This window comes from Streptomyces sp. NPDC052396 (assembly GCF_044593195.1).
Lineage (GTDB): Bacteria > Actinomycetota > Actinomycetes > Streptomycetales > Streptomycetaceae > Streptomyces.
Map to the genome: position 1 here is coordinate 44,425 of NZ_JBIUAW010000025.1, position 11,585 is coordinate 56,009.

Genomic DNA, 11,585 nt, shown 5'->3' on the forward strand with positions numbered 1-11,585 from the left:
ACCGGCCGCCGCCCACACCCTGTCAACAGTTGTGTGACCTGCGTGGCTACCTCAAATCAGCAGGTCAGTACGGAGGGGGCGGCCCGGGGCGACAGGCCGAGGGCACGCCGTTCGGCGGTACGGCCGCCAAAGCCGTCACTCAGTCGGCCCGGTGGACGGTGCGTCCGGCCACCACCGTGCGGACACAGACCGGGAGTTGGGCGCCGGGCGTGAGGTCGGGCAGGCCGGGAGTGCCCGAGCGGGGATCGGTCGACCAGTTGGCGACCCGGGTGTCCGGCACCTGCACCACCAGGTCGCCGGCCCGCCACACCGCGTAGTCCGCCGGGGCGCCGGGCACCAGCACACCCGCGTCGTCCCGGCCGATGGCCCGCCAGCCGCCCCTGGTGTGCGCGGTGAAGGCGGCGCGCACCGAGATCCGGTGGGCGGGGGTGCGGTGGAAGGCGGCGGCCCGCACGGTGCCCCAGGGGTCCAGCGGGGTGACCGGGCTGTCGGAGCCCAGCGCCAGCGGCACTCCGGCGCGCAGCATGGCCGCGTACGGGTTGAGGGCGCGGGCCCGCTCGGGCCCCAGGCGCCGGGCGTACATGCCGTCCTCGCCGCCCCAGGCCGCGTCGAAGGCGGGCTGAACGGAGGCGGTCAGCGCCAACTCGGCGAAGGCGGCGATGTGTTCGGGGGTGAGCAGCTCGGCGTGCTCGACCCGGTGCCGGGCCGCGCGCACCCGGGCCAGGCCCAGCTTCTCCGCCGCCGCCCGCACCCCTTCGATCACGGTGCTGACGGCCGCGTCGCCGATGGCGTGGAAACCGGCCTGGATGCCGGCCTCGGTGCAGGCGGTGACATGGGCGGCCACGGTGGCCGCGTCCAGGTGTGCGGTGCCGGTGCTGTGCGGGGCATCGGCGTAGGGCTGATGCAGACAGGCGGTGTGCGAGCCCAGCGAGCCGTCCACAAAGAGGTCGCCGGCCGCGCCGATCGCGCCCAGTTCGCGCACCTTGGCCGCCTGCCCGGGAGATTCGATCGCCTCGGCCCAGTAGCCGACGACCCGGGGGCCGGGGCGCTCGGCGGCCAGCCGCAGCAGGCCGGTGAGGTCCTCGGCACCGGAGATCTGCGGTCCGGCGCACTCATGGACCGACCCGATGCCCAGCGCCGCCGCGCGGTCCAGGGCGGCGCGCTGTGCCTCGGTGCGCTGGGCGGCGCTGACGCCGTCGTACGCCCTGGCGCGCGCGGCATGGTGGGCGTCGCCGGTCAGCGGCGCGTCCGCCGCGTATCCGGGCAGACCGGTCAGGCCGGGCACCAGGTCGAGCAGCGCCGTGCTGACCACGGCCGAGTGGACATCGGCCCGGGTGAGGTAGAGCGGGCGCCCGCCGGCCGCCTCGTCCAGCTCGGCCCGGGACGGCGGCCGCCGCTCGGGCCAGGCGCTGGCGTCCCAGCCGTGCCCGATCAGCACCCGGTCGCCGGGGCGCGAGCGGGCGTACTCACGCACCCGGCCCAGCGCCTCGGTCAGGGTGCGGGCGCCAGTGAGGTCAAGGCCGGTGAGCGCCAGCCCGGTGGCCGTGGTGTGCACATGGGCGTCGGTGAACGCCGGGGTGACCAGCGCGCCTTCCAGGTCGACGACCTCGTCCACCCCGTCCGCGAAGGAGTCCGCCGCGCCCTCGGAGCCGACCCAGGCGATGCCGCCCCGCTCGACCACCATGGCGGTGGCGAAGGGGTCCGCCGGGCTGTGCACCTCGCCATTGCGCAGCAGTACGGTGCGGGGCTGGTCGTCCTGGGGCTCGCTCATGGGGCCAGTCTGCCAATGCCGGCCCCCGGGCGGTGCGAGGGGGTTCACCCCACCCGGGGCGGCCGTGCCTCATAGGGGGTGGACAGCACGATGGTGGTCCGGGTGGACACGCCGGCCAGCGACCGGATCCGGGCCAGCAGGTGCTCAAGCTCCAGCGGGGTGGCCACCCGCACCTTGAGGATGTAGTTCTCGTCGCCGGCCACGCTGTGGCATGCCTCGATCTCCGGGATCTCGGCCAGCCGGTCGGCGATGTCATCAGGGGCGCTGGGGTCAAAGGGCTTGACCGAGATAAACGCGGTCAGCGGCAGGCCCACCGCCTCGGGGTCGACCACGGCCGCATAGCCCCGGATGACACCGCGCTGTTCGAGCCTGCGCACCCGCTGATGCACCGCCGAGGTGGACAGGCCAGTGGCCTTGCCCAGGTCGGTGTAGCTCATCCGCCCGTCCTTGACGAGCAGTTCCACGATCTCTCTGTCCAACTCCTCCACGAAGGGTCAACCTACTGCGTCGGCGCATTCCCGGCACAGTCGGCGCCACCACAGGCGCACTGGTCGCGTGATGAACGCCACACCCGTGCCCCCGCGTCCCCCCGGGCCGGGCGATTACCCGGCCGCGCGCGAGGGAAGTGCTTGCTGTGGCCGGAGCCGAGACGCATGCCTGGCCAGTCCAGCCAAGGGGGAAGACACATGCAGCCCAGCCTGGAACGCCTCGACCACGATGGCGACAGTCTGTACGGGGCGGACGAATCGGCCGACCTCACCGCCATGTTCCGGGTCAGCTGCCCGGACTGCGCCCGTCCGATCGCTCTCCTCGCCGACGAGGAGGTGCTCCCGGAGCACGCGCTGTGCCCCTCGTCCTGGAACCCCTTCGGGCTGACCGTCTGCCCGGGCTCCGGGTGCTCCGTGGATGAGGCCAAGCCGGTCGACGAGCCCTTCTCGGCCCAGGAGTTGGACACCGCCCTGCTCCTCACCCTGCCCGAGAGCCTGGACTGGCGCACCCAGCCGTTCTCCCATCTGGGCGGCCCGGGCTCGCGCCCGCTGCGGGTGCCCGCGATGCGCCGCCCGTCCTGACCACCGGCCCCCTCCAGTAGGGGGCCTTTCCGTAGATCAGCTGTTACCGTCGGGGCATCCGCCGTGCCGCTCCGAGGAGTTGACATGCCACAGCCCTTGCCACAGCCCTTGTCGCAGGCCCTGCCGCCGCTGTACTGCCCGCGCTGTGGCACCCCGGCCCGGGACTTCGCCGGCTGTGCCGCCTGCCGCACGGAGGGCATCGGCGCCAACCCCGTACCGCCGCCGGCCGATCTGTCCGGTCTGTCGCTCGCTTCCTTCCCGGGCGGCCCCTGGGGCTGGCCCACCGCCCTCCCGGTCGCCGGCCCGCCGGTGACCCTGGGCGAGGGATCCACTCCCAACATCCGCCTGCCGCTGGGCGATTCGTCCCAGGGTGAGCTGGTGGTGAAGTACGAGGGCGCCAACCCGACCGGCTCGCACAAGGACCGCGCCATGGCGGTGGGCATGGCGGCGGCGGTGGCCTCGGGAGCGGACACGGTGGCGGTCTCCTCGTCCGGGAACGCGGCGGCCTCGGCGGCCGCTTACGCCGGCCGGGCCGGGCTGCGCTGTGTGGTCTTCACCACACCGGCGGTGCCCGGGCCGCTGCGGGCCCAGATCGACGCGCTGGGCGGGGTGCGGGTGGTGTGCGGTGACCACGACACCCGGCAGGCGGCGCTGCGGGAGTCGGTGGAGCGGTTCGGCTGGTACCCGCTGACCTCGTACACCGCACCCTCGCCGGGCGGCAACTCCTATGCCAATGAGGGCTATAAGTCCCTGGCCTATGAGCTCGCCCGGGACTTCGGCGACCGGATCTCCACCGTGGTGGTGCCCACCAGCCGGGGCGACCTGCTCTCCGGAGTCGCCCGCGGCTTCGCCGAGTTGTGCGCCGCGGGTCTGCTGCCGGCGGTACCCCGCCTGGTCACCGCCGAACCGGACGCGGCCGCTCCGCTGGCCGCCGCGCTCTCCCACCCCGACCGGGCCCGGCAGGAGCGCACCAGTGTCCCCTACCGCCGCTCCCCCGCCTTCTCCCTGGGCGAGCGGACCCCCACCTGGCAGGCGCTGAACGCGCTATGGGGGTCGGACGGCACCGCGCTCGCCCTGCCCGCCGAGGAGTATCTGGCCGAACGTCAAACCCTGGCCGCTCAGGGCCTGTTCCTGGAGACCTCCTCGGCGGTGGCGGTGAGCGCCGCCCGCCGCTGGGTCCGGGAGCACGGGGGTCTGGTGATCGCCGTGGGCACCGCCACCGGCGTCAAGGACACCGCCGCTCTCCCCGCGCCGGGCGAGGCGGTGGAGCGGGTCCCCGAGCTGGCCGGGCTGACGCTCCGCTGACCGCTTCCAGGAGGCGGCCGGCCCCGGTCGTATCTCAACTGCGGGGCGTCCTGGGCCTAAACCAGCCATTCCCCCTCGCGCATCAGGGTCCGTCCGGCCATCTCCGGGACCGTCCCCCACGCCTGCACCACCCGCGGGGTGACCCGGAAGAAGACATACGAGGGGTGGTCTTTGCGCGGGTCCCAGCCGTCCTTGGCCGCGAAGGCGTCCCCCACCTCGACCGGAAGCTCCTCCCGGGTCAGCATGCGCGCGGTGCCGTGCATCAGGACCACGTCCCGGGTGTGGCCGAAGCTGAGCCGGACCCGGCCCGAGGCACAGAGGTTGCGCCCGGTGGGATTGGTGTCCCGGGTGGCCAGCCACACCGCTTCGCCGTCCCACCAGAAGGCCAGCGGGACGAGGCATGGCTCGCCGGTGGCATCGGCCGTGGCGACCCATACATCGTTGTCCCGGGCGAACCTCTCCAGCGCCTCGCGCTTGCGCTGCCGTGGGCTGCGAGGTTTGCCGGTTTCATGGTCAACTGCCGTCATGCCGTGAGGCTATGGCCCGAAGGCGCTCGGTCGCATCCGGCGGCCGATCTAGGCCGCGGGACGGAGGAGCGCCCTGGCGCGGACCCCTCAGCGCGACTCGGGCCCGGCCAGATGCCGCGCGATCACCATCCGCTGGATCTGGTTGGTGCCCTCCACGATCTGCAGCATCTTGGCCTCCCGCATATAGCGCTCGGCGGGGAAGTCGGCGGTGTAGCCGTATCCGCCCATCAGCTGCACGGCGTCGGTGGTCACCTGCATCACCGCGTCCGTGCAGAACAGCTTGGCCATGGCGGCCTGCCGGGAGAAGGCCCGCCCCTGATCCCGCAGCCGGGCCGCGGCCAGGTACAGGGCACGCCCCGCCTCGATCTGGGTGGCCATATCGGCGAGCATAAAGCGCAGGCCCTGGAAGTCGGCCAGCGGACGGCCGAACTGCCGCCGCTCCTCGACAAAGGCCAGCGCCGTGTCCAGCGCCGCCTGGGCCACGCCGACCGCGCAGGCGGCGATCCCCAGCCGCCCGGAGTCCAGCGCGGAGAGCGCGATGGAGAAGCCCTGCCCCTCCTCGCCGATCCGGCGCGCGTCCGGCACCCGCACCCCGTCGAAGTGCAGCTGGGCGGTGGGCGAGCCCTTCATGCCCATCTTGTGCTCCGGCGGCGCGGCGGTCAGCCCCGGGGCGTCCCCGGGCACCAGGAACGCGGTGATCCCATGCGCGCCCTCACCGCCGGTACGGGCCAGCACGGTGTAGAAGTCCGCGATCCCGCCATGGGTGATCCATGCCTTGGTGCCCTCGATGACCCACTCGTCGCCGTCCCGGGTCGCCCGGGTGCGCAGCGCGGCCGCGTCCGACCCGGCGGAGGGCTCCGACAGGCAGTACGCGCCCAGCAGTCCGCCGCCCAGCATGGCGGGCAGGTGCCCGGCCTGCTGCTCCTTGGTCCCATAGCCGGCCAGCGCATGGCAGGCGAGGGTGTGCACGCTCACTCCCAGCCCCACGGTCAGCCGCGCGGCGGCCAGTTCCTCCAGTACCTGGAGGTAGACCTCATAGGGCTGGTCGCCGCCGCCGAACTCCTCGCCGTACGGCAGCCCCAGCAGTCCCGAGGACGACAGCAGACGGAACAGTTCCCGGGGAAAGTGCCCGGCGGCCTCCTCCTCGGCGGCCTTGGGCTCGATCTCCCGCGCGGCCATCTCCCGCACCAGCGTGATCAGATCGCGGGCCTCCTCGGTGGGCAGCTGACGCTCCACCGGCTGTGGGCCATGCTCGGTCATGTCGGCGGTCTCCTCCCTGTTCGGGCGCTGCGAAGACGGCCGCCCGGGGTGTTGGTGCCGTCCTCGGATAACTGCCCAGTCCAATGGTCCCGTGCCGGGTCTCGGACTGCCGTGACCTGCGGCTGTGGCGCTTGGAGTATGCCCGATCGGGGCGCGTACGTCACGGGGTGAGAGATCTTGTATTGGGCCGCCTCCGGGCCCCTCAGCGCGAGTGGCCGCAGCCGCAGTCGCAGCGCAGCCGCTGCACCGGAGGTTCGTGAGCCGGTGCCCCGATGCGCCGGATGTCCGTGTTGCCCGCACAGTGTGCGTGGTGCCCGATGCGGCACTCGGGTGTGGTGTACGGGTCCGTACGGCGCATCCGGTGCGCGGCGGTGAGCGCGCAGTGGAGGTCTTCGGGGCGGATGGGCTGTGAGGGGCCGCCGGGCGGTGAACTCCAGAGCCAGTCGGGGTGGTAGGTGCCGGGCGGGGGCACGGTCAACTCCCGTCCGGCTTCCTGGAGTCGGACACCGGGCGTTCCGGCGAACCGGCATCCGGTGCCGATCGGCAGCAGCCACCAAGTGGATTGGGCGGCCCGGTTGATGATGCAGGGGCCGTTGGGGCGCCCGCTGTCCCGGAGCCTCTCCAGGGCGAGGCGAGCCAGGGCGAAGTCGACTTGGACGATGTCCCAGTGCTGTCCGGCTACCAGCTTCATCGCGTCATCTGCTGGGGTGTAGGTATCCACGGAGACGATCTCAGTGTCCTGGGGCCACCAGCGGGATATGACAAGCCAGGACACGGAGTTGATCATGGAGCGCACGATCACCGTCACCGGTACCCGGGCAACGGAGCACCGTACCCCCGGCGACTACACCGCGCTGTTCGCCGCCTACCTGGCTCCGTTCGCCGGCCGGGACGCCCGCTTCTACCTGGGCGGCGCCGTGGGCATCGACTCCCTGGCGCTCCAGTGGCTGGCGGAACGGACGGAGGCCGGGATCACCGTGGTGGTTCCCGACGTTCTCGATCGTCAGCCACCGCAAGCACTGCAGGCCATCGCCCGCTCCCGGAACAGGGTCGACGAGGTCGTGGAGCTGGGCGCCGGTGAACTGAACAGCGGCTCGTACCACGCGCGGAACCGATGGATGGTGGACCGGAGCCGCCTGGCCATCGGATTTCCGCTTGCGCTCGGCGGCGAGACCACCGGCACCTGGCAGACCCTGAACTACTGCGCCCAGCAGGGGAAACCGCGCCTGATCGTGCCCGTGTGACGCGCCGTTGCGGCACCATGCCGTCATGGAGGTCCGCAGCAAAGCCACCGGAGCGGCCACGCTCAAGCTTCTCCGGCACCGCAGGGGGCTGTCGCTCGCGCACATGGCGCGCTCGCTGCTCGCCCAGGTTCCCCGGACCGGCTTGCCCCGCACCGCGTTTCCCGACGTGTCAGGCGTTCAACGGTCCATCGCCCGCTGGGAGAGTGGCAAGACGGCCGTCCTGCCCAGCGAGCGCTACCAACTGCTACTGGCCCACCTCTACGCTCGCACCCCGAGCGGAGACCTCACGATCGGTCCGGGTTCCGACTTCGCCGAACTCCTTGACGCCTTGGCGCACTTGGGTGAGGGTTCGGCACAGCTCGGCCAGCTGCGCAACGCGGTGGTCCGTGCCGCCACCGACGATGGAACGGGCGTGCTGGCCCTCCTTTCCCCCACCATGGGCGCGGCCTTGGCTTCGGCTCTCGCGGACCCGGCCCGAACCGACGAGGAACTCGCACACGGCCTGACCGAAGTCGTGAACAACGTCAACGCACAAGTGGGTTCGCTGTCGTTCGTCCGCCTACGGCTTCTACTCGCCCCCACTGTGGAAGCCTGCCGCCGCCTCCTGTCCGGTCCGGTACCGGATCACGCGGCGCCGACGCTGCGGCTTGCCGCGCTGTCCGCCTACACACTCGCGGGCCGTCTGGCGTTCGAGACCCGTGACGACACCGCGTCGAGGGCCCTGTACGCCGAGGCCACGCGCACTGCCGGACTATGGAACCAAGGATGGCGGCGCGCCACCGTCCATATGAGCCACGCCCTGGTCACCCTGTACTCCGCCCCGGACCGCGAGCAGGCCCGGCGGCTGGTCGACGCGGCGGTGCGCGACGCGCGCTCCGGAGAGAGCCGCCTCACCCGGGCCCGTGCCCATGCGCTTCAGGCTGAGATCGAGGGGCGGGCGGGCCACCGGCGCCAGGCCGAGTCGGCCATGCGGCTCGCCTGGTACGACATGGAGCACGCACGCCCGGACGACGATCCTTCACCCGGTGCTTTCAGCGCGGAGCACTTGCGTGGCTTCGAGGGCCTGTGCGAACTCCATGTAGGCGACGCAGAAGCCGCCCATGACTACTTCGCCCGCTCGGCCTCGGCTCTGTCCCACCCCCGCGACTCCGTTCAGCGCGCGATCGTCACCGCCGACCATGCTCTGGCCCGGGTACGGCTCGGGGATCCGCAAGGCGCCGCCGGACTCCTGCACGAGTGCATCGGCGCCGCCGGCGCCACCGGCGCCCGGGTACCGGCGATCCGCCTCCGCCAAGTGCGCAGGGAACTCAGGCCCTGGCGTCAGGAGGCGTTCTTCGCCGATCTCGACGACCACCTGATGGACTCGTTGGGACTGTGACGGCCGGGATCGACATGACGGCAGCCATCCGCAGGGTTCATGGCACCAGCGCCGGTCCAAGCGCGTGGAGCGAATCGACGCGCCAGTCGGCCGCCCGGGCAGCCGGGCTGTCGCCCCAAAGGTGGCCGTACGGCCCGCGCTTGAGGTGCGCGGTGCGCAGCCCGGCGGCCGCGGCCGGAGTGATGTCGTTCTGTGGGTGGTCGCCGACGTAGACCAATCGGCCGGGTGCGGAACCGGCCAGTTCGACCACCTTCGCAAAGAAGTCCGGATCGGGTTTGGCAACTCCCCACTCGCCCGAGGTGGCGATGGCGTCCACGGGGAGATCCAGGGCTCGCAACAACTCGCCCGCCCGCCGGGTCTGGTTGCCCGCGATGACCACGCGCAGTCCTGCCTGGCGCAGAGCAGCCAGGGCCGGGCGTACGTCGGCGTACAGGTCGTCCTCTTCGAGGAGTTCACCGCGACCGGCCGCCTCACGGGCCCGGTATTCGGCGGCGATGTCTATATCGGGCCGCACCAATCGGAGCGCGTCCGCGTTGTCGCGCCCCTGGGCGACCACGGCACCGACCAGGGCTGACAGCGTGTGGCGGGGCACGTCCAGCCAGTCGGCCCAAGCCTGCCAGCCCCGGTCGTCCCGGATCAGCGTTTCCCCGACATCGAATACCACGGCCTCGACCATGCGCGTCAGCGTAGACGTGGTGGCGGACCCAACGAGTTGTCAAATGCTCTGACACCACCTCATTCGGTCTGCCACAGTGAAAGGCAGAGGTCAGCCGACCCACTCCCGTATCTGTCGGCGGAGTGCGGTGAAGAACCAGGGGTGGTGGCCGCCGAATGGAGAAAGCCTCTTTCCCGGTGCAGCGCAAAGCACTTGGCTGGAGCCTGCGCGTCACGGGCTGGATCCTGCGCCTGGCGGGCGGTCTGACCGTCCTGGTCAGCGTGCAACGACTGCGGACGGCGGGGTCCCGCACCAACATGCCCGGCTACCACGGGCCGCCCTGGTACGTCGAAATGCTCACCCTGGCCGGCATCATGGCCGTGGGCATCGCAGCCCTGGTGACCAGCCTGATCGTGGGCAGACGCGCTCGCGTGCACACGGCACACGTCATCACCTCCGTGGCGGGTCTCATACCGGGTTCCTATGTGCTCTATCTGCGCCCTTTCACCCAGGACCTGGCGGCCTCGGGTATCGCCCCGGCCCCGGAGAACGACAACGCCTTCTCCAACCCGGTCCGGACGATCACGCGATCCGGCCGTACTTACGAGGAACGGCTCGGCCGGATGTTCCGCAAGTTCGGCCCATTGATCGCGATCGGGCGGCCGGGGGAGCCCTTGCCCGGCGGATCCGGTGCCCGGCGGACCTATCTCCCCCTCAACGACTGGAAGGACACCGTCGGGGAGTTGATCGACAACGCCCGTGTCGTCATCCTGGGCGCCGGGCCGGGTCCCGGCACGGTGTGGGAGTACGTGGAGATCATGCGCCGCAGGGACCCGTCCCGGCTTGTGGTGCTGGTCACCGACCGGGAGGAGTACCAGCGTTTCAAGACCTCGACCATCGCCGAGGCCGAAGGCGTGCTGTTCGAACTCAAGCGGAAGTACGGCGACTTCTGGCAGCCCCCGATCCTGCCGGACCTGCCGGACCCGGTGAACCCGAAGGCGGCCAGGGCCTTCTACTTCAAGGCGATGATCTATTTCACGGAGGGCTGGGAGCCCCACCTGGCCCACTTCGACAGATCCGCTGTGAAGGGCACCCACCGCAGGAGAATCGACAAGTACTTCGCGGAACGGCTGCGCCCGGTGATGACGCACATCAGCCAGGGGACCCGGCCCTCAGTCTGACCGGTCGGCGCAAGCACGATCACGCGCTGCGGCGTGAATGGCCTGGACATACGGCAGATCCGCGCGCTGCGTGGCTTCGTCCAGTGACTCGAACGGGACCAGGGCCGGATGCTCCGGGTTCCGGGCCTCCATCCAGGCCGCCCAGGCGTCATGCACATCAACCTCCGTGACCTGCACACCCTTTGCTCGCATAAGGACGGCGTAGATGAGGAACAGCGCGTCGGCGTCCTCCGGTGGCTGGGCCTGCGGGGGCAGGTGGGACTGGATCAGTCGGGCGTCATCGCGCAGGTAACTCATGCGAGCAGCCTGCCCAGGCACAACAGTCCGTGCAAGAAAGCGAAGACCCATGGGATCATCCGCTCACTGAATCCGAGTTCTGCGTAGCGGGTGCGCCAAGACGTCACGGGCCTCCGTGTCAGATGCTCCCACTCATCGGTGAAGACCTTGACCGGAAGTTGCGCCTCGATGGCGTTGATGACCTCGAACTTCGCCCGGTTGAGGTCTCGGTAGCTGCGCAGTTGGAGCCACCAGGTCATCGAGAGCATCACGCCCGCCAGGGCGATGACCGGTGCGGTCCACAGGGGTTGCTCCCGGAGATTGACCAGGCTGATACCGATGGCACCGACGAAGGCCGTCTGGATGGAGAGGAAGAAGGCATTGGCCAGACCCCGTCGCGCGGAGACCCGATCGGCCATCTCGACGGCCAGCTTGTACAGTTCCAAGACCGTTGACGAAGCTTCTCGGACCGCGAGGGGTACGTCCTCGGCCGAGACAGGCGGCGGTGCGCTGCGCGGATCAGGCATCACAGCCATCATGATGACGTCCGGGACCGCCGGGCATGACCCGCTTCCCGGAAAACGGGCGGCGGCGTCTGGGCGAACACGCCTTCGCAGAAGGCGGAGTTGACGGTGTCCATGGAGCCATAGGTCTTGGCCGCACAGGGGCCCGGCGCTGGGGCGGTCCATCCAGGGCGCCGCGCCCGGTCCGCAGGTCACTCCCGAGGCCGGCCCTCCGGCTTGGCAGGCTTGACCTGTGCTCCCTGACAGCGTGTACGCGAAGGGTGGCGGGGGGCCGGGGGGCCCCCCCGCCCCCCCCCCCCCACCCCCGCCCCCCCCCCCCCGGGGGGTGGGTGGTTGTAGTCGTGGCCCAAGGATTTGGGGCGGGGGTGAACAAGCACCCCCGCGTTGGGCCCCC

General features: G+C 71.3%; 13 protein-coding genes. 5 read left to right on the top strand and 8 right to left on the bottom strand.

The genetic code is table 11. The features are described 5' to 3' along the window. Positions 1-139: 139 nt before the first annotated feature. Positions 140-1,771 carry an amidohydrolase gene (locus ACIHFE_RS33490; RefSeq protein ID WP_400112690.1) on the bottom strand — a complete coding sequence of 544 codons (1,632 nt, stop codon included), beginning with the start codon at positions 1,769-1,771 and terminating at the stop codon, positions 140-142. Positions 1,772-1,815: 44 nt separating this feature from the next. Beyond that, positions 1,816-2,259, bottom strand: coding sequence for an Lrp/AsnC family transcriptional regulator (locus ACIHFE_RS33495; protein WP_030365423.1), 444 nt, complete (start codon positions 2,257-2,259; stop codon positions 1,816-1,818). A 198-nt stretch (positions 2,260-2,457) separates the two neighbouring features. On the opposite strand from ACIHFE_RS33495, the gene ACIHFE_RS33500 reads away from it, so the two are divergent. Next, positions 2,458-2,841 (top strand): hypothetical protein, encoded by a 384-nt coding sequence (locus ACIHFE_RS33500; RefSeq protein WP_400112692.1) that lies wholly within the window; start codon positions 2,458-2,460, stop codon positions 2,839-2,841. 84 nt (positions 2,842-2,925) lie between these two features. Next, positions 2,926-4,146, top strand: coding sequence for a pyridoxal-phosphate dependent enzyme (locus ACIHFE_RS33505; RefSeq protein WP_400112694.1), 1,221 nt, complete (start codon positions 2,926-2,928; stop codon positions 4,144-4,146). A gap of 56 nt (positions 4,147-4,202) precedes the next feature. Here ACIHFE_RS33505 and ACIHFE_RS33510 read toward each other — a convergent pair whose 3' ends face one another. The 3 genes from ACIHFE_RS33510 to ACIHFE_RS33520 all read right to left on the bottom strand — a co-directional run bounded on the left by ACIHFE_RS33510 (position 4,203) and on the right by ACIHFE_RS33520 (position 6,720). Next, positions 4,203-4,673: a pyridoxamine 5'-phosphate oxidase family protein gene (locus tag ACIHFE_RS33510; RefSeq protein ID WP_400112695.1), complete on the bottom strand. Its 471-nt coding sequence runs from the start codon at positions 4,671-4,673 to the stop codon at positions 4,203-4,205. Between the two features lie 87 nt (positions 4,674-4,760). Then, on the bottom strand, positions 4,761-5,933 hold the full coding sequence (locus tag ACIHFE_RS33515; protein ID WP_400112697.1) for an acyl-CoA dehydrogenase family protein: 1,173 nt from the start codon (positions 5,931-5,933) through the stop codon (positions 4,761-4,763). A 202-nt stretch (positions 5,934-6,135) separates the two neighbouring features. After that, positions 6,136-6,720, bottom strand: coding sequence for a hypothetical protein (locus tag ACIHFE_RS33520; RefSeq protein ID WP_400112699.1), 585 nt, complete (start codon positions 6,718-6,720; stop codon positions 6,136-6,138). Between ACIHFE_RS33520 and ACIHFE_RS33525 the strand changes: the two genes are divergently transcribed. Together ACIHFE_RS33525 and ACIHFE_RS33530 are read left to right on the top strand one after the other, a co-directional pair. Beyond that, complete coding sequence (locus ACIHFE_RS33525) at positions 6,719-7,177, top strand: hypothetical protein (protein WP_400112700.1); 459 nt, start codon at positions 6,719-6,721, stop codon at positions 7,175-7,177. The genes ACIHFE_RS33520 and ACIHFE_RS33525 overlap by 2 nt on opposite strands. A gap of 25 nt (positions 7,178-7,202) precedes the next feature. Then, positions 7,203-8,555, top strand: a complete 1,353-nt coding sequence (locus tag ACIHFE_RS33530) for a hypothetical protein (protein WP_400112702.1) — start codon at positions 7,203-7,205, stop codon at positions 8,553-8,555. 37 nt (positions 8,556-8,592) lie between these two features. Here ACIHFE_RS33530 and ACIHFE_RS33535 read toward each other — a convergent pair whose 3' ends face one another. After that, positions 8,593-9,231 (bottom strand): HAD family hydrolase, encoded by a 639-nt coding sequence (locus ACIHFE_RS33535; protein WP_400112704.1) that lies wholly within the window; start codon positions 9,229-9,231, stop codon positions 8,593-8,595. Between the two features lie 155 nt (positions 9,232-9,386). On the opposite strand from ACIHFE_RS33535, the gene ACIHFE_RS33540 reads away from it, so the two are divergent. Next, complete coding sequence (locus tag ACIHFE_RS33540) at positions 9,387-10,391, top strand: hypothetical protein (protein ID WP_400112705.1); 1,005 nt, start codon at positions 9,387-9,389, stop codon at positions 10,389-10,391. Here the strand turns inward: ACIHFE_RS33540 and ACIHFE_RS33545 are convergent. Further along, on the bottom strand, positions 10,383-10,688 hold the full coding sequence (locus tag ACIHFE_RS33545; RefSeq protein ID WP_400112706.1) for a hypothetical protein: 306 nt from the start codon (positions 10,686-10,688) through the stop codon (positions 10,383-10,385). The genes ACIHFE_RS33540 and ACIHFE_RS33545 overlap by 9 nt on opposite strands. Next, a complete protein-coding gene (locus ACIHFE_RS33550; protein ID WP_400112708.1) occupies positions 10,685-11,194 on the bottom strand; it encodes a hypothetical protein in 510 nt (169 codons plus the stop codon). The genes ACIHFE_RS33545 and ACIHFE_RS33550 overlap by 4 nt, the downstream gene beginning before the upstream one ends. Positions 11,195-11,585: the final 391 nt, after the last annotated feature.